Source organism: Stackebrandtia nassauensis DSM 44728 (assembly GCF_000024545.1).
Lineage (GTDB): Bacteria > Actinomycetota > Actinomycetes > Mycobacteriales > Micromonosporaceae > Stackebrandtia > Stackebrandtia nassauensis.
The window spans coordinates 3487762-3504289 of sequence record NC_013947.1 but is presented as its reverse complement, the minus strand read 5'-3'; the positions used below and the strand labels follow the sequence as shown (position 1 = coordinate 3504289).

The following is a 16528-nucleotide window of genomic DNA, read 5'->3' as shown; positions in this document are numbered from 1 at the left end:
CATGACCACGGTCGCGGTACTCGGCGCCGGAAAGATCGGACAGACAGTCCTGGCCGGACTGTGCCGGGCGGGGTGGTCACCGGACGATCTGATCGCCACGGTGCGCCGCCGCGAACACGGCGAGGCGATACACGCCGAACTCGGCGTGCGGGTCCTGGACACCGCCGCGGCCGCGCAGGCCGCCGACATCATCGCGGTGGCCGTGAAACCGCAGGACGCCGCCACCCTGCTGGAGTCGCTCAGCCCGCACGTCAAGGACGGCCAGCTGGTCGTGTCGCTGTGCGCGGGCCTGCCGACGGCGTTCTTCGAGAAGCGGCTACCCGACAGCATCCCGGTGGTGCGGGCGATGACGAACACCCCGGCACTGGTCGCCGAGGCCATCACGGTGCTGTCGGCGGGCAGCCACGCCGGGCAACGCGACCTCGACGTCGCCGAGGAACTGTTCCGTCCGTTGGGAAAGACGCTGCGACTGGCCGAGCACCACCAGGACGCCGTCACCGCGCTGTCGGGCTCCGGCCCGGCGTACTTCTACTACCTGGTGGAGTCCATGACCGACGCGGCGATCCTTTTGGGACTGCCGCGCGCCGACGCCCACGAGCTGATCGTGCAGACCATCGTGGGCGCGGCGGCGATGCGGCGCGACACCGGCGACCACCCGGTCAGCCTGCGTGAGACCGTCACCTCCCCGGCCGGTACCACGATCAACGCGGTCCGCGAACTGGAACGGCACCGGGTGCGCTCGGCGATCGCCGACGCCGTCGAGGCCGCCCGCGACCGGGGCCGCCAGATCGCCGAGGACGCCGACTTAGCGGTCGAGAATCGTCGCCGTCGCGGCGGGCCCGACCATGAGCCCGCCGTCGACGGGCAACGTCACGCCGGTGATCCACTCGGCCTCCGGTGCCGCCAAAAACGCCACGGCGGCGGCCACGTCCTCGGGCTCACCGACCCGACCGGCCGGATACAGGTCCTTCAACCGCTCCAGCTGCGCGGCCTGCTCGGGACCGTTGTCCGTCCACACCCGAGTGCGGATGGTGCCGGGCGCGACCACGTTGAACCGCACCCACCCGGCCTCCGCGTCGCGGGCGCCCCGGGCGCGCCGCCCATACTGGACGGCCAGGTTGGTGCTGGCGCTGATCAACCCCGCCTTGGCGGCCGAATACGGGACCTCACCCACGGCGCCCATCCCGTTGACCGACGCGATCGACACCACCGCCCCGCCATCCGGCGCGGCCAGCAACCACTCCAGACACGCACGGACACAACGCATCGCGCCCACCAGGGTCGGATCAACGATGCGCTGCCACTCGTCGTCGTCCAGATCGGCGAACGCCAGTCCGCTGGCGATACCGACGTTGTTGACCAGCACGTCCAGCCGCCCGAACGCGTCGACGGCCGCCGCCACCGCGGCCTCGACCGAGGCACGGTCCCGGACGTCACACGCCACCGCCAAACCGTCCAACTCCCGGGCGGCGCGCTTGGCGGCCTCGGCGTCGATATCGGCGACCACGACCCGCGCGCCCTCAGCGGACAACCGTTTCGCGCACGCGTAACCGATGCCGTGGGCGGCGCCGGTGAGGAACGCGACCTTGCCGTCAAACCGTCGCATGGGGATTCCCTTTCGGTCGTGGAGTCACGATGACTCGGTAGGTGCGACCCCGAGGCTACTCAGTCGATCACCGATCCCAGGGTCACGTTCGCGGTGGTCGCGGTCATCGCGCTGGCCCGGTCGCTGGCCATGAACGCCGCGACCTCGGCGACCTCGTTGACCGCCAGCGCACGCTCCAGCGGACTGCCCGACGAGACCATCGTCAGCAGTTCCTCGAACGGCAGGCCCAGCCGCTCCGCGGCGCGCTGCCACACCTGGCCGACGTGGGAGCCGAGCTGTTCGGCGGTCTCGCGCATGCCGGTGGGGCGGATGCACACCACCCGGATCCCGTGCGGCCCAAGCTCAGCGGCCAGTTGACGGGACAGGGATTCGATGGCGGCGTGTGCCAGGCCGAAGCTTCCGCTGAAGGCGGCGGCCGAGCGGGCCATGGGGCCCGACAGCGGGAGGATCACGCCGGATTTCTGTTTCATCATGCGCAGGGCCGCGGCGCGGGCGGTGATGAAGTGGGTGCGGGTGTAGTCGCGGATCGGGGTGCCGAACACGTCGGCGGAAATCTCCACCAGCGGCACGCCCTGGTCGCCGTTGTCGATGCCGACGCCGTTGAAGGAGACGTCGAGGCTTCCGGCGCTCGACACCACCTGCTCAGCGTGCGCGTCCACCGCGTCCTCGTCGAGTGCGTCGACTCGCGCGGCCTCGGCCTGGGCTCCGGAGTCTCGCAGCTCCGTCGCGAGGGCCTCCAGCGGCTTCAGTGTGCGGCCGGTCAGGAACACGCGGGCTCCCTCCCTGGCGAAGGCGCGGGCCACCGCGCTGCCGACGGCTCCGCCCGCTCCGTAGACGACCGCGTTCTTTCCGTTGAGCAACATGTCTTCCTCCTGGTTGTTGGACCGTTCGCGACTGAGACCGGTCCCTGGGGAAAAACTCATCGCTCCTACGGCGAAGTCATCGGCAGGTCGAAGGCCGCGAAGCAGTCGGTGCCGAAGGTGGTGACCTCCTGGACGTAGCCGTCCTCGATGCGCAGCACGGTCAGCGCGAACGCCTGGAACAGCGGGTCGTCGCCCGTGCGGATGTAGCTGGCCACGGCGGGCTGACGGTTGGCGCTGGTGGCCAGCAGCCGCATGTCGGGTGCGTCGGCGACCTCCAGGATCGGGGCCCACGCGGCCATGATCGTGTCGCGGCCCTGGTACCAGACCGGTTCGGGGCTGAGGTTGCCTCCGGCACCGCCCTGGTGACTGACGCGGGCGTCGGCGGCCAGCAGTGCCGCCACCGCCTGGGTGTCGGCGCGTTCCAGCGCGTCCATGTAGCGGTGCAGCAGGTCGCGGTCGGTGGCGCTCAGTTCGGTGGTGCGGGCCCATTCGCCGCGTTGCCGGGGCAGCTGGGTCTTGAGCGTGGCGCGGGCGCGTTGCAGTGCGCTGTTGGCCGACGCGACGGTCGTCTCCAGCGCCGAGGCGGTGTCCTTCGCGGACCAGTCGAGCACGTCGCGCAGGACCAGCGCCGCCCGCTGCCGGGCGGGTAGGTATTGCAGTGCCGCTATGAAGGCCAGCTCGAGGGTTTCGCGGGACACGGCGGCCGCGTCGGGTTCGAGTTCGCCGGACTTGAGCATCTCCAGGGCCCTGTCGGGGTAGGGCCGCAGCCACGGGACCGCGACGGCGGGTGCCGCGGCTTCGCCTATGGCCTGTTGGCGTGCCGGGGCGTGCCGGGACAGCGCGTCCAGGCACACGTTCGTCGCGATCCGGTACAGCCAGGCCCGGAACGTGGAGCGTCCCTGGTAGGAGGTGCGGTAGCGCCAGGCGCGCAGGTAGGTCTCCTGCACCAGGTCCTGCGACTCGTCGACCGAGCCCAGCATCCGGTAGCAGTGCGCCTGCAACTCGGGACGGTACCGCTGGGCGAGCCTGCCGAACTCGGCTTCGTCACCGGCCTGGGCGGCCGCGACCGCCGCACTGGTTTCGCTTGTCATCAACAGCGAGGTTAGTCCAGATTGGTGAGGTCAAGTGTGGATAGTCGCTCGGCGTCGGACAGGATGTCGATCTCGGTGATCCTGCCGTCCACGACGGAGAAGCTCATGATCGAGAAGAGTTCGCCGTCGACGAAGTTGAGCTGGCCCTCGGTGCCGTTGACCAGGGCCGGCCGGGTGATGGCGATGGCGGCCATGCGGTGGAACGTCTCCAGCTGACCCGCGACGGCGTCGCGGCCGCGCAGCACCACCACGTCGGGCAGGGCGCCGGTGTCGCCGCGCAACACCACGTCGGGGTCGAGAATGGACACCAGCGCGGCGAAGTCGCCCTCGCGGGCGGCGGACAGGAAGGCGTCGACCGCGCGGCGCTGGGCGGCGCGATCAGGGTCGGGCTTGGGCGCCGAGGCCCGGACGCGACCGCGGGCGCGGCTGGCGAGCTTGCGGGTCGCGGCGGGGGTGCGGTCGACGATCGGGGCGATCTCGTCGAACGGAAGCCCGAACAGGTCGTGCAGGACGAAGGCCAGCCGTTCGGCCGGGGTGAGTGATTCCAGGACCACCAGCAGCGCCAGCCCGACGGAATCGGCGATGAGCGCGGCGTGTTCGGGGTCGGCGGCCGGGTCGGTGACGACGGGGTCGGGCAGCCGGGTCTCCAGTGGTGTCTCGCGCCGGGAACGGCGGGAGCGCAGCATGTCGAGGCAGACGCGGCCCACGACCGTGGTCAGCCAGCCGCCGAGGTTGTCGATGGCCCCGTCGTCGGAGCGGGCCAGCCGCAGCCAGGCCTCCTGGACGGCGTCCTCGGCCTCGCTGAGGGAGCCGAGCATGCGATAGGCCACGGCCTTGAGGTGGGTGCGGTGTTCCTGGAACCGGTCGGCCAGGTAGCGCTGCTCGGTCACGGTCACTCCTCTCGTCACGATGATCTCCCGCATTGACGGGGGAAACCCGACGAATGTGACCGCGCCCGGTTGTGGCAAACGCCACGGTCACAACGTCCAGACGGGGTTCGTCAAGTCCGGCGAGATCAACAACCTGACGAACGGAGCAATGCGATGACCGAAGTACACGGAACCGTGGCCGAGGGCTTTGAGGCGGTGCGCGAGGAGTTCGCCGCCGTGGCCGAGGAAGCGGGGACGCAACTGGCGGCGTATGTCCATGATCGACGCGTCGTGGACCTGTGGACCGGCGAGGACGTCACCGGCGACACCCTCACCGGGATCTACTCGTCCACGAAGGGCGCGGCGAGCCTGGTGGCCGCGCTGTTGACACAGGACGGCGTGCTGGACCTCGACCGGCCGATCGTCGACTGCTGGCCGGAGTTCGGCGCGGCCGGGAAGGACCGCATCACCCTGCGCGACGTGCTGTCGCACCGCTCGGGAATCATCGGCGTCGATGATGGACTGTCGGCGGACGAGCTGGCCGACGACGCGGTGATCGCTCAGCGGCTGGCGGCCCAGGCCCCGCACTGGCGGCCGGGCATGGCATACGGATACGGCGGCTTCGTGACCTTCGCGGTCGTCGGCGAGGTCATCCGTCGGATCACCGGACGCACCCTCCAGGCGCACTTCACCGAACGGGTCCGTGAGCCCTTCGACCTGGACGTCTACCTTGGACTGCCCGAGGATCGCGAGGACCGGTACCGCACGATCCTGGCCAGCCTGGCCACACCGGAGGAACAGGCAGCGTTCTGGGCGAACGTTCCCGGGCCCAACAGCCTGCTGGGCGTCGCCTACGGCCTCAACACCGATCCGCCTCTGGACCAGGTGGCCTTCGCCAACACCCGCCGGGTCCGGGAACGGGGTCAGGCTTCCGGCGGCGGGGTCGGCAGTGCGCGCGGCCTGGCGGGAATGTACGCGGCGGCGGCTTTCGGCCTCCATGGCCGGGACCCGTTGCTGACGGCCGCGACCGCCACCGAGTTCGCGACGATCCACACGATCGGCGGTGACCTCGTCCGGGGTGCGTCATCGGCCTTCGGTCTCGGGTTCGAGGCCAAGGGGCAGCAGTACCCGTTCCTCAGCGCTCGCGCGTTCGGCCACGCCGGGTCGGCGGGTTCGGAGGCGTTCGCGGACCCGATCACGGGTATCGCCTTCGGTTACACGCGGCGCCGGTTCTCGTTCAACTGGAGCTATCCGGAACACGACCGGCTGGTCGCCGCCGTGCATCGCGCCGCTGTCAGTCGCCGAACGGGTAAGGCTGCCTGATCCGTCCGAACTGGAAACGGATCAGCGCGTCGGTGCCGACTTTGAGGTAGGCGTGGCCTGGGGCGTCGGGCAGGTCGTAGGCGTCGGGTACCCCGATCACTCCCCGGGACTCGGTCGCCGTATCGGTTCGCATGGCGATCCGGTAGGACAGGAACCCGTCCAGGCCACGCACCCGGGCTTCGGCGAGGTGCTGGGTGGCCACCAGCAGGTGGACACCCAGCTTGCGACCCAGACGTCCGATGTGGATGAGCGTGCTGAGGAAGTCCGGTGCCGCACCGATCAGGTCGGAGAACCCGTTGACGACGACCAGCAGGCTCGGTAGTGGGGTGAGGGGATCACCGCTCTGCCGGGCCCGCTCGTACTGGGAGTGGGTGTCGACGCCGTCGGCCTCGTTGAGCAGTCGGCGCCGGTAGTCCAGCTCGGTGACGATCGCGTGCTCGAGCCAGTCCAGCAGGGACGGCTGCCCCCGTAGATCCTTGACGACGAATCTGGTGTGGAGCAGACGCCCGAACCTGTCGAAGCCGTCTCCGTCGTCGAAGTCCACCAGCATGAGGTTGAGTTCCTCGGGCGTGTGTGACCGGGCCAGGCTGGTTACGATGGCGCGCAAGGCTTCCGGCATCCCCGACCCGGGAGCGCCGATGAGCATGCCGTGCGGCCCGATGCCGTTGTGGAAGTGGTCCTTGAGGTCAAGCTCCAGGGGGCTGCCCGTGTCGGTCAACCCGATCGGGGCTCGCAGTCGCTGTTCCCAGAGCTTGGCCCGCCACCGTCCCTGATCGATCGGTTCGTACGACGACTGGACGTCCTCATCGGAGGGCACGGGCTCGGTCTCGTCGTGCGGTTCCAGCCCGGCGCGCAGGGTCGTCAGCTTGATCGCCTGGGTGACAACGCGTTTGCCCGCGCTTCGGCCGATGACCATGATGATGTCGACCGGGTTGTACATGACCCTGCGCAGCACGAGCCGCACGGCGGGCTCAGTGCCGAACCGGTCGCGGAACTCGGTTCTGGCGCCATTCGCGATGTTGTCCACGCACTCCTGGAGCTCGTCGGGAAAGTCCTCGAACCAGTCGGGCAGTTCGGCTTCGGTGCCGATCACCTCGACACCGTCGGTGTGGCCGGGTTCGAGGTCGACCGTCGCCCAGATGACGCCGCCGCAGTTGCCGTAGGACCCGGCGCGGACCTTGATGCCCCGGATCGGCAGTGCGCGTAGTAGATCGTCGACGGATTTCATGGCTGGGCCGCCCATTCGGCCAGCCCGGTGGCGGTGAGGATCGCGTCGAACGCGACCTCGGCGGCACCGAGGACCGCCGCCTGGGCACCGAGCGAGGTGGCCAGCAGCGGTGGGGGAGACGCGCGGCGGAACACCATCAGCCCCGAGTCGAAGCCCTCGGCGACGGCGTCGGGGAACAGTTGCCGCAGTTGGGGAGCGAGTCCACCCAGGACGACGGTGTCGGGGTCGAGCGCGTTGACCAGTCCGGCGACGCCGCTGCCGAACGCGGTGGCGCAGCGCCGCACCGCCGCCGTGGTGGCCGGATCGCCGTCGGCGCGGGTCATCGCCTCGACGGCGTAGCTGCGGGGGTCGTGGGGTGGACGGTCACCCCGGTGCCGGGCCATGGCGCGGCCGTCGACCTCCAGGTCCCAGCAGCCCCGGGCCCCGCAGGGGCAGGCCAGGTCCCGGTCACCGAAGGGCAGGTGCCCGAACTCGCCACCGGCCCCGGTGGCTCCGGCGGCCGGGACGCCGTTGTCGATGAGCACACCTCCCACACCGACCTCAATGGTCAGATACAGCATGGTGCGCGAGTCGCGGCCGCTGCCTCGGCGCGCTTCGGCGACCCCCGCGAGGGTGGCGTCGTTGCCCATGAGGATCGGCAGCCTCGGCTGGTGGCCGTCGTCCAGCGCCCCCAGGTCGACGTCGTGCCAGTCCAAAGTGCTGGCCTGCACCAGGCGGCCGGAGCTGACCGTGCCCGCCACGACGATGGACACGGCACGCAACCGGAAGCCGTAGTCGTCGCGCACCTCGCGAAGGTCGGTGCGCAGCCGCGCGATGAGCCCCGCCGGATCGTCGCCGGTGTGGCGGCCCTGGTGCGTCTCGACGATGGTGCCGTCCAGGTCGACGACGGCGATCTGGAAGTCCTCGTGCCGGATGTTGACGACGGCGACGGTGGGGCCGTCGGGGTTGGCGCGCAACGCGCCGGTGGGCCGGCCGCGGCCGGTGGTGGCGGCGACGGTCTCCTCGACGAGGTGGAGCTGCCGCAGCCGGGTGGTGACCTCGGTGGCCGAGCTGCTGCTCAGCCGCAGGGTCTGGGCGGCGGCGGCCCGGGTGATGCCGGGCTGGCGGCGCACGAGCCGCAGCACGTCGACGGCGGTCTGCCAGCGCGCGGCTTCGCCACGGCGGGGCCGGGAGGCGGCTGAGTCTTTGGTGGATGGCATGTCGCGAACCATTCTATTATACTCGGACTCCGAGTTTATTCATTGTCGAGGTGATGGCATGTTGTTTCTGGACAAGGTCGCGGCGATCCTGCTGGACATGGACGGCACCCTGGTCGACTCCGACGCCGCCGTGGAACGCGCCTGGCGGTCATGGAGCGCCGAATACGGTGTCGACCCGGAACAAGCGGTCGAGTCGGTGCACGGCCCCACCGCCGAGGCCACGGTCCGGCGACTGTGTCCACAGTTGTCCGACGCGCAGGTCGCCGTCGCCGCCGACCGGCAGATGGCCTTGCAGTACGAGGACCTGTCCGACGTGGTCGCGACCCCGGGAGCGTCGGAACTGCTGTCCCTCGCGGAACGGCTCGGGCTTCCCTGGGGCGTGGTGACCAGCGCCGACCGGAAACTGGCCCACGCCCGGCTGGCGGCGGCGGGGATTACCCCGCCGGTACTGGTGACATTGGACGACGTCCGCCACGGCAAGCCGGACCCGGAGGGCTACCTGTCGGCGGCGGCGAAGCTGGGCGTCGACCCGGCGACCTGCCTGGTGGTGGAGGATTCGCTGCCCGGCCTGGAGGCGGGACGGCGCGCGGGCGCCCACACCGCGTCGCTGCGCGGGCTGCCCGCCGACCTGGAGCTGACCGACCTGAACCAGCTCGCGTGGCTGTTGGCCCGATCCCGCAAGACCCGCGACTGGTGGACCGACACCGTCGGCTACCAGGTGTACCTGCCGTCCTTTCACGACACCGACGGCGACGGCTGGGGCGACCTGCCGGGCGTCACCCGTCGCCTCGACCACCTCGTCGAGCTCGGCGTCGACGTCGTGTGGCTGACGCCGTTCTTCGTGTCCCCCATGCGCGACCACGGCTACGACATCGCCGACTACCTGCGCGTCGCCCCGGCCTTCGGCGGCGGCGACGCCCTCGACGAGCTGCTGCGACAGGCGCACCGACGCGGACTGCGCGTGATGGGGGACCTGGTCGTCAACCACACCAGCGACCAGCACCCCTGGTTCCGCGACGCCGAAGCCACACTGGACAGCCCCTACCGCGACTACTACATCTGGCGCGACCCGGCCCCCGACGGCGGGCCACCCAACAACTGGCTGTCCCACTTCGGCGGTCCGGCCTGGACCCGAAGCCCCGCGACCGGGCAGTACTACCTGCACCTGTTCAGCCCGCAGCAGCCGGACCTGAACTGGCACAACCCGAAGGTCGCCGACGAGATCGACGCCGTCCTCGACCACTGGTTCACCCGAGGGCTCGACGGCTTCCGCATCGACACCGCCGCGTACCTCGTCAAGCACCCGGAACTGCCGGACAATCCCGTGCTGCCCGACGGGACGCTGTCGCCGGTCAACGGCGCCACCCTCGCGTGGCGCGGCCAGGACCACCGCTACGACATCCACCAGCCGAGCGTCCACACCATCCACGAACGCTGGCGCCGCGTGGCCGACCGCCACGACGGCTTCCTCGTCGGCGAGATCTACGAACTGGACCCGCACGCGCTGGCCGACTACGTCGCCGACGAGCGACTGCACTCCGCGTTCTGGTTCGGTCTACTGGAGAGCGACTGGGATCCGGGGCGCGTCAATGACATGATCATCTCGGCCGCGTCGGCCTCACCCCGGTTGTCGTGGGCACAGGGCAACCACGACCGCGCCCGGGCCGCGACCCGCTACGGCGGCGGGCCCGTCGGACGCCGCCGCTCGCTGGCGATGCACGCGCTGATGGCCTTCCTGCCCGGCACCATGTGGATCTACCAGGGCGAGGAACTGGGGCTGCCCAACGGCACCGTCCCCGATGGACACGGGGCCGACCCGCTGGCGCTGTCACAGCCCGACCAGGGCCGCGACGTGGCCCGCACCCCCATGCCATGGGACGACGGGCTCGGCCTCGGTTTCACCACCGGCACCCCGTGGCTGCCGCTGGGCGGACGGCGACCGGCCGACACCGTGGCGGCGCAGCGACCCGACCCCACCTCGCATCTGAGTGCGCTGCGCCGACTGCTGTCGGCCCGGCGAGTCCTGCTGACCGACGTCGACGAACCTGCGATCACCCCCGCCCCTGCGGGGCGGCTGACCGGCTACCGCCGGGGACACCTGCGGGTGCTGGCCAACCTGACCGACGAGCCCGTGCCGGTGCCGATGCCAACGGGGACAACGGTCTTCGACACCGACGACCCCACCGTCACGATGACCCACCGGCGACCGTGCCCGGCCAGTCTCGCCGCCCAGCAGGCGATCGTTCTCGTGGACGAGCCACAGTGACCGTCCACACTGTAAGGATCGCCAGAGCACCCGCGTCGCCGGCCAACGACCTGCCCACCGGACTGGCGCAGGCGTCGCTGGGGTTCCTGCTGGCCGCGCTGGGCCCCTACGTGCTGCTGCTGGCCGCCGAGCTGCACAAGACCCGCGAGCAGGTCGGCTGGCTGTCGTCGGTCTTCGGCGTCGGCCTCGTCGTGGTCGCGGTGGCGGCGTTGGTGTTCCAGCAGGCTCGGGTCGCGATCGTGCTGCGGGTCGCTGCCGCCGCTGCGGCGGCGGGAGCCGGGGTCGCGGCCGCGGTGCCGTCGATGTGGGGCGCGGCTGTGGGCGTGTTGCTCATCGGGATCGGTGGCGCCGGAATCGTCCTGGCCACCCCGGCGCTGCTGCGCGGCCAAGCGGTGGCCGCCAGGCTCACGCGGGTCATCGCCGCCTCCAGCTGCGCCAGCATCACCGCGCCGCTGCTGGTCGCGGTGGTGCGCGACATGGGGCTGCCCGGCAGGCTCGCGCTGCTGGCACCGATCCCGGCCCTGGTCGTGGCGGCGGCCTCCCGCTGCGCGGAGCCGTCGGCCGACACGGGGACTCGGCCCACCTGGACTCCCGCAGCTTCGCGCGGCGCGAAGCCGCCAGCGGCGACGGGGTCACGGGCCAGCTCGACATCTGGGGCCTCGCGCTGCGCGGAGCCATCAGTGGCGACGGGGACTCGGCCCACCTGGACTCCCGCAGCTTCGCGCGGCGCGAAGCCGCCAGCGGCGACGGGGTCACGGGCCAGCTCGACATCTGGGGCCTCGCGCTGCGCGGAGCCATCAGCGGAGACGGGGACTCGGCCCACCTGGACTCCCGCAGCTTCGCGCGGCGCGAAGCCGCCAGCGGCGACGGGGTCACGGGCCAGCTCGACATCTGGGGCCTCGCGCTGCGCGAAGCCATCAGCGGAGACGGGGACTCGGCCCAGCCGGACACCTGCGGCTTTCCGCAGCAAGGTGCTGTCAGCGGCGACGGGGTCACGGGCCCGCTGGATACCTGGGGCCTTCCGCAGCGCGAAGCCGTCGGCCGCGACGGGGTCGCGGGCCAGCTGGGGACCCGCGGCTTCGCGCTGCGCGGAGCCGTCCCACCTCGACGCGGGGACCGACGCTCGGCGGGCGTCGCCCAGGATGGTGGCCAGCGGCTGGCTGTGCATCGTGTTGGCCGTGGCCAGCGAGTTCTGCTTCACCATCTGGGGCGCGGCCCGGCTGCGCGACAGCGGTGCCTCGGCCACCACCGCCGCCGCGTTGAGCGCCGCGTTCCTCGTCGGCATGGCCGCGGGCCGACTGGCCGCGCCGCGTGTCGCCGCCCGCCCCGCGACCGTGCCGGTCGCGTGCCTGACCGCCATCGCCGGTACCGGCATCGTGTGTCTCGCCCAGGATCCCTGGCCGGTGGCCGTCGGTCTGGCCGTCGCCGGTCTGGGCATCGCTGTGCTTTACCCGATCACCCTCGCCCGGCTCACCGCCGCACCCGGACTGTCGCCCAGCCGCTCGGCCGCGTTGGGGGCGTTGGCCTCCGGTACGGCCATAATCGCCGCCCCCAGCCTGCTCGCCGTTGTAGGCTCCGCCGTGAGTCTGCGGGTGGGATTCGTGCTGCCCGGCGTCTTGCTGGTGATGTTGCTGGCCCTGTCACGCACCCACAGGAGTTCACCATGGACAGTCCCGGCGTAGCGCTCGTCACCGGCGCCTCGCGCGGCCTCGGCGCCGCCATCGCCCGACGCCTGGCCGCCGACGGCTGGGCCGTGGCCGTCAACTATCGCTCCGGTGCCGCGCTCGCCGACGGGGTCGTCGACGCCATTCGGGCTGACGGTGGTGTCGCGGCGGCTTTCGGGGCAGACGTCACCGACGAGACGGCCGTGACCGTCCTCGTCGACCGGATCACCCGCGAGCTCGGTCCCGTCGGCGTGCTGGTCACCAACGCCACCGGCCCGCAGCCCGCCACCGCCGTGGCCGACCTGACCTGGCAGGCGCACCTGGATCAGTTGCTGTTCTTCGTGAAGAGCCCGACGCTGCTGCTGCGCGCCGTGCTCCCCGCGATGCGTGAGGCCGGGCGGGGGCGGGTCATTCAGATCGGCTCCGACATCTTCGAACGCGCGCTGCCCGGCATGTCGGCCTACGTCGCCGCCAAGGGCGCCCAACTGGGACTGACCCGCTCCTGGGCACGGGAACTGGGGCCGTCGGGAATCACCGTCAACATGGTGGCCCCGGGCTGGATCCCGGTGGAGCGTCACGCCGACGCACCGGCCGCGGACCTGGAGGAGTACCGAGACGACGTGCCGCTGGGGCGACTTGGCGTACCCGACGATGTCGCCGCCGCCGTGTCGTACCTCGCCTCGGACGCGGCGGGATTCGTGACCGGACAACGCATCACCGTCAACGGAGGGCACACCATCCCATGAGCGTCACTCCATTCCGGGTGGACACGGCACCGGCGGTCCTCGACGACCTGCGCGACCGGCTGCGGGCGACCCGCTGGCCCGAGCCCGAGACGGTCGACGACTGGAGTCAGGGCGTACCGCTGGACTACCTGCGGAGCCTGTGCGAGTACTGGGCCGAGCAGTACCACTGGCCCACCCGGCAAGCCCGGCTCAACACCTGGCCGCAATATCGCACCACAGTAGATGGACTGGGCATCCACTTCATACACGCTCGCTCGCCGCACCCCGACGCGATGCCGCTGATCCTCACCCACGGCTGGCCCGGCTCCGTCGTCGAGTTCACCAAGGTGCTCGGACCGCTCACCGACCCCGTCGCCCACGGCGGCCGGGCCGCCGACGCCTTCCACGTCGTGTGCCCCTCGCTGCCGGGCTACGGCTTCAGCGACAAACCGCCGCGCACCGGCTGGGGAGTCGAGAGGATCGCCGACACCTGGGCCGAGCTCATGGCCAGGCTGGGCTACCGCCGCTTCGGCGCCGCCGGATCGGACTGGGGCACCAGCATCAGCACCCTGCTGGCGCTGCGCCACCCCGAACTCCTCACCGGGATACACCTGGTGCCGCCACTGGCCGCACCGGACACTTCGGACACTTTCACCGATGCCGAACGCGACGCGCTCGCACGGCTCAAGACCCGCCAGGCCACCGGAGACGGCTACAGCGTCCAGCAGTCCACCCGCCCGCAGACCATCGGATACGGACTGGTGGACTCGCCGGTGGCCCTGTGCGCGTGGCTGGTGGAGAAGCTGTGGGAGTGGACCGACCACGACGGCGACCTCCACTCGGTACTGTCCCGCGACGAGGTGCTGGACAACATCATGCTGTATTGGCTGCCCGGCACCGGAGCCTCGGCCGCGCGGCTGTACTGGGAGAGCATCCGCACCATCCAGAGCTGGTTCACCGAGTCCACACCGGACACCATCGCGGTTCCGGCCGGCTGCTCGGTGTTCCCCGCCGAGCTGCCGCACCCGTCCCGGCGCTGGGCCAAGCGGCGGTTCACCGACATCCGGTACTGGGGTGAGCCATCGCGCGGCGGACACTTCGCCGCCTTCGAACAGCCCGAATCGTTCGTCGCCGAGCTGCGCGCCTTCTTCAGCCTGGTGCGAGGCGGGGAAGCGACCTAGAGCACCACCAGCGGCGCGACGCCAACGCGGCCAGCCCGGCACCGGCGGCGTTGAGCAGCACATCGTCCACCGAGGTCACCCGGTCCAGGCGCAGCACGTACTGCGCGACCTCGACCAGCACCGAACAACCCGCCGCCAGCAACAGGATCCGTGGCAGCGACGCCAAGGCCGCGAACCGTATCGGGGCGAAAAAACCCAGTGCCGTGAACACCAGCAGGTTGCCGACGATCTGACCCGTGGCCCGCAGCGGCCCGTCCTCGAAGATCTCCAGCAGATCCAGCACCGGAACCAGGTGCACCCGATCCGAGACGGTGCCGACCTGGCTGCCGGGCAACATGATCATCCACACCCACGGCACCGTCCCGTAAACGATGCCGACCTCGGCCAGCGACCGTCGCCACGCCGACGGGTCGCCGTTGGCGCTACGACGACGGGCCAGCACCCACACCAGCAGCCCGCACAGCGGCAACGCGAGCACGGTGAGGGCCGAGACGCCGGTGAAGGTGCCGAACCAGCCGTACCATCCCTTGAGCATGCGTCCTCCGTGGTGTCACAGCGAAACGATACGGTACGGCCCAGCGCACTGTTGACGACAGAAAGCAGGTCCCGTGGCCGCCACGCCCGCCGCCAAACCGGCAGCACCGCAACTGCCCGCCTCCGGTACCGAAGCCGACGTCGACGAGCACCCGCTCGTCGACGACGCGGAATGGTGGCAGCTGACGTTCACCGGCGCCGACGCGTCCGACGCCGAGGCGGAGGGCTTCACCGTCGAGGCCACCCGGCTGTCGCGTGTGGACCTGTCGGGTGGGCGGTGGACGAAGGGCGCCTGGCGCAACTGCGTCTTCGAGGACGGCAACCTGGCCAACACCCACGCCTCCGACTGCGGCCTGCAACGGTCGTCGTTCGCGACGATGCGCATGACCGGCTGGCAGTGGAACAACGGCGTCGTCAAGGACGTCACCTTCACCGGGTGCCGGATGGACCTGGCGGGCTTGCGGTTCTCGCGGCTGCGGCACGTCGTTTTCGACGGCTGCCGCCTGACCGGCGTCGACCTCACCAACGCCGAACTGACCAGCGTGCGCTTCACCAACTGCGACCTGACCGGCGCCCGGCTGCATCACGCCACGATGGACAACGTCCGGCTGGAGGGTTGCGTGCTGGAGGACGTCACCGGGGTCGAGGCGCTGCGCGGCGCCACCGTCGCCAGTGGCGACCTGCTGCCGTTGACGTTCAGCATGGCCGCCAGCCTCGGCATCACCGTGGAGTACTCGCCGACCGGGAACTAGCGCTCACGCCGGGATGTCGAGGTCGCACGGGACGCCGATCCACTCCTCGCCGTCGGGGCGGATCTCCTTGCGCCAGATGGTGGTCTCCCATTTCATGAGTTCGGCGCAGCTGCGGGCCGCCTGGAAGGCTTCGGCGCGGTGCGGCCCGGCGGCGGCGATGATGACGACGGTCTCGCCGACGTCGAGGATGCCGGTGCGGTGGGCCACGGCGACGCGGACGTCCTCGGCGACGGCCTCGCAGCGGGTGATGATGTCGGTGAGACTGCTGATGGCCATCGACCGGTACGCCTCGTACTCGATGGCGGTGACCTTCTTGCCGTCGGAGTTGTCGCGGACCTTGCCGATGAAGGTGACGATGCCGCCCCGGCTGGGACCGCTGACGGCGTCGACGATCTCGTTCAGGTCCAGTTGTTCGTCGGTGACCCGGCAGTAGCGGTCGGAGCCGCCCGCCACGGGCGGGATCAGCGCCACCTCGTCGCCGTTGCTGAGCCGCTCCTCGGGACAGCTGAGGTTCTCGTTGAGCGCGATTCGCATGTGGGCGGTCAACTTGTCCAGCCCCGGGTAGTTGGCGCACAGGGTCTCGAACAGGCCGCGCATGGTGGTGTCGTCGGGGATGTCGAGTTCCTCGCTGCGCCGGTGGGTGATCCGCTCGCGGATGTATCCGAAGTAGAACACGTTGATCTTCATGGGATCGGTCCTTTGCTCGTGGGGTCAGGCGGGTGGGGACGGGTGCCGGAAGTCGCCGCTGCGGCCGCCGGTCTTGGCGGCCAGCCAGGACTCGCCGATGACCATCTCCTTGTCGGCGGCCTTGCACATGTCGTAGATGGTCAGCGCGGCGATCGACACGGCGGTGAGGGCTTCCATCTCCACCCCGGTGCGGCCGACGAGGGCGGCGGTCGCCGAGATGAGGATCCGGTCGGGCGGCGCGGGGGAGAAGTCGACGGTGACGCTGTCGAGCCCGAGCGGGTGGCACAGCGGGATCAGCTCGCCGGTGCGTTTGGCCGCCATGATCGCGGCCACCCGGGCCACGCCCAGCACATCGCCCTTGCCGACCTCGCCGCCGGTGATCAGCTCCAGTGTGGCGGGTCGCATGCGGACGGAGCCCTGGGCGGTGGCGCGGCGCGGGGTGGCGGGTTTGGCGGACACGTCGACCATCCGGGCGTTGCCGCGACTGTCGATGTGGGTCAATCCGCTCGGCGAATCACCGGTCATGCGAACTCCTTGTCG

General features: G+C 70.9%; 16 protein-coding genes and 1 pseudogene. 7 read left to right on the top strand and 10 right to left on the bottom strand.

The features are described from left to right. Position 1: 1 nt before the first annotated feature. Positions 2-805: pseudogene (gene proC / locus SNAS_RS37655) on the top strand (pyrroline-5-carboxylate reductase); the annotation flags it as partial. Here proC and SNAS_RS37650 read toward each other — a convergent pair. The 4 genes from SNAS_RS37650 to sigJ form a co-directional block, all read right to left on the bottom strand. Beyond that, positions 806-1606, bottom strand: coding sequence for an SDR family NAD(P)-dependent oxidoreductase (locus tag SNAS_RS37650; protein WP_083787352.1), 801 nt, complete (start codon positions 1604-1606; stop codon positions 806-808). Between the two features lie 59 nt (positions 1607-1665). Next, complete coding sequence (locus SNAS_RS16340) at positions 1666-2469, bottom strand: SDR family NAD(P)-dependent oxidoreductase (RefSeq protein WP_013018551.1); 804 nt, start codon at positions 2467-2469, stop codon at positions 1666-1668. 65 nt (positions 2470-2534) lie between these two features. Next, complete coding sequence (locus SNAS_RS16335; protein ID WP_013018550.1) at positions 2535-3560, bottom strand: RNA polymerase subunit sigma-70; 1026 nt, start codon at positions 3558-3560, stop codon at positions 2535-2537. Between the two features lie 11 nt (positions 3561-3571). Beyond that, positions 3572-4450, bottom strand: coding sequence for an RNA polymerase sigma factor SigJ (gene sigJ, locus SNAS_RS16330; protein ID WP_013018549.1), 879 nt, complete (start codon positions 4448-4450; stop codon positions 3572-3574). Between the two features lie 153 nt (positions 4451-4603). Between sigJ and SNAS_RS16325 the strand changes: the two genes are divergently transcribed. Then, positions 4604-5752, top strand: a complete 1149-nt coding sequence (locus SNAS_RS16325; protein WP_013018547.1) for an EstA family serine hydrolase — start codon at positions 4604-4606, stop codon at positions 5750-5752. Here the strand turns inward: SNAS_RS16325 and SNAS_RS16320 are convergent. Next, positions 5724-6980: an FtsK/SpoIIIE domain-containing protein gene (locus SNAS_RS16320; RefSeq protein ID WP_041624956.1), complete on the bottom strand. Its 1257-nt coding sequence runs from the start codon at positions 6978-6980 to the stop codon at positions 5724-5726. The genes SNAS_RS16325 and SNAS_RS16320 overlap by 29 nt on opposite strands. Beyond that, entirely contained in the window at positions 6977-8179 is a 1203-nt protein-coding gene (locus SNAS_RS16315; RefSeq protein ID WP_052305290.1) for an ROK family protein, read from the bottom strand. The genes SNAS_RS16320 and SNAS_RS16315 overlap by 4 nt, the downstream gene beginning before the upstream one ends. A 58-nt stretch (positions 8180-8237) precedes the next feature. On the opposite strand from SNAS_RS16315, the gene SNAS_RS16310 reads away from it, so the two are divergent. Then, positions 8238-10445, top strand: coding sequence for an HAD-IA family hydrolase (locus SNAS_RS16310; protein WP_013018545.1), 2208 nt, complete (start codon positions 8238-8240; stop codon positions 10443-10445). Positions 10446-10551: 106 nt separating this feature from the next. On the opposite strand, the gene SNAS_RS35780 is transcribed toward SNAS_RS16310, so the two are convergent. Then, positions 10552-11649 (bottom strand): hypothetical protein, encoded by a 1098-nt coding sequence (locus tag SNAS_RS35780; protein ID WP_169313889.1) that lies wholly within the window; start codon positions 11647-11649, stop codon positions 10552-10554. Between SNAS_RS35780 and SNAS_RS35775 the strand changes: the two genes are divergently transcribed. The 3 genes from SNAS_RS35775 to SNAS_RS16290 are packed head-to-tail and all read left to right on the top strand — an operon-like array spanning position 11624 to position 14015. Next, complete coding sequence (locus SNAS_RS35775) at positions 11624-12127, top strand: hypothetical protein (RefSeq protein WP_169313888.1); 504 nt, start codon at positions 11624-11626, stop codon at positions 12125-12127. The genes SNAS_RS35780 and SNAS_RS35775 overlap by 26 nt on opposite strands. Then, complete coding sequence (locus tag SNAS_RS16295; RefSeq protein WP_013018544.1) at positions 12109-12855, top strand: SDR family oxidoreductase; 747 nt, start codon at positions 12109-12111, stop codon at positions 12853-12855. The genes SNAS_RS35775 and SNAS_RS16295 overlap by 19 nt, the downstream gene beginning before the upstream one ends. Continuing rightward, positions 12852-14015 (top strand): alpha/beta fold hydrolase, encoded by a 1164-nt coding sequence (locus SNAS_RS16290; protein ID WP_013018543.1) that lies wholly within the window; start codon positions 12852-12854, stop codon positions 14013-14015. The genes SNAS_RS16295 and SNAS_RS16290 overlap by 4 nt, the downstream gene beginning before the upstream one ends. Here SNAS_RS16290 and SNAS_RS16285 read toward each other — a convergent pair. Then, complete coding sequence (locus tag SNAS_RS16285) at positions 13984-14550, bottom strand: VanZ family protein (RefSeq protein ID WP_013018542.1); 567 nt, start codon at positions 14548-14550, stop codon at positions 13984-13986. The two genes, SNAS_RS16290 and SNAS_RS16285, sit on opposite strands and share 32 nt — an antisense overlap. A 73-nt stretch (positions 14551-14623) precedes the next feature. On the opposite strand from SNAS_RS16285, the gene SNAS_RS16280 reads away from it, so the two are divergent. Next, positions 14624-15301, top strand: coding sequence for a pentapeptide repeat-containing protein (locus SNAS_RS16280; protein WP_013018541.1), 678 nt, complete (start codon positions 14624-14626; stop codon positions 15299-15301). Positions 15302-15304: 3 nt separating this feature from the next. Here SNAS_RS16280 and SNAS_RS16275 read toward each other — a convergent pair whose 3' ends face one another. Both SNAS_RS16275 and moaC read right to left on the bottom strand, forming a co-directional pair. Further along, positions 15305-15988 carry a molybdenum cofactor biosynthesis protein MoaE gene (locus SNAS_RS16275; RefSeq protein ID WP_013018540.1) on the bottom strand — a complete coding sequence of 228 codons (684 nt, stop codon included), beginning with the start codon at positions 15986-15988 and terminating at the stop codon, positions 15305-15307. 24 nt (positions 15989-16012) lie between these two features. Continuing rightward, positions 16013-16513, bottom strand: a complete 501-nt coding sequence (gene moaC, locus SNAS_RS16270; protein ID WP_013018539.1) for a cyclic pyranopterin monophosphate synthase MoaC — start codon at positions 16511-16513, stop codon at positions 16013-16015. Between the last annotated feature and the right edge of the window lie 15 nt (positions 16514-16528).

What these genes read in the sequence shown, in the direction of transcription:
- SNAS_RS37650 (WP_083787352.1), bottom strand. Translation starts at nt 1,606, where the DNA reads ATGCGACGGTTTGACGGCAAGGTCGCGTTCCTCACCGGCGCCGCCCAC.
- SNAS_RS16340 (WP_013018551.1), bottom strand. Translation starts at nt 2,469, where the DNA reads ATGTTGCTCAACGGAAAGAACGCGGTCGTCTACGGAGCGGGCGGAGCC.
- SNAS_RS16335 (WP_013018550.1), bottom strand. Translation starts at nt 3,560, where the DNA reads ATGACAAGCGAAACCAGTGCGGCGGTCGCGGCCGCCCAGGCCGGTGAC.
- SNAS_RS16325 (WP_013018547.1), top strand. Translation starts at nt 4,604, where the DNA reads ATGACCGAAGTACACGGAACCGTGGCCGAGGGCTTTGAGGCGGTGCGC.
- SNAS_RS16320 (WP_041624956.1), bottom strand. Translation starts at nt 6,980, where the DNA reads ATGAAATCCGTCGACGATCTACTACGCGCACTGCCGATCCGGGGCATC.
- SNAS_RS16315 (WP_052305290.1), bottom strand. Translation starts at nt 8,179, where the DNA reads ATGCCATCCACCAAAGACTCAGCCGCCTCCCGGCCCCGCCGTGGCGAA.
- SNAS_RS16310 (WP_013018545.1), top strand. Translation starts at nt 8,238, where the DNA reads ATGTTGTTTCTGGACAAGGTCGCGGCGATCCTGCTGGACATGGACGGC.
- SNAS_RS35780 (WP_169313889.1), bottom strand. Translation starts at nt 11,649, where the DNA reads ATGGTGAAGCAGAACTCGCTGGCCACGGCCAACACGATGCACAGCCAG.
- SNAS_RS16295 (WP_013018544.1), top strand. Translation starts at nt 12,109, where the DNA reads ATGGACAGTCCCGGCGTAGCGCTCGTCACCGGCGCCTCGCGCGGCCTC.
- SNAS_RS16290 (WP_013018543.1), top strand. Translation starts at nt 12,852, where the DNA reads ATGAGCGTCACTCCATTCCGGGTGGACACGGCACCGGCGGTCCTCGAC.
- SNAS_RS16285 (WP_013018542.1), bottom strand. Translation starts at nt 14,550, where the DNA reads ATGCTCAAGGGATGGTACGGCTGGTTCGGCACCTTCACCGGCGTCTCG.
- SNAS_RS16275 (WP_013018540.1), bottom strand. Translation starts at nt 15,988, where the DNA reads ATGAAGATCAACGTGTTCTACTTCGGATACATCCGCGAGCGGATCACC.
- moaC (WP_013018539.1), bottom strand. Translation starts at nt 16,513, where the DNA reads ATGACCGGTGATTCGCCGAGCGGATTGACCCACATCGACAGTCGCGGC.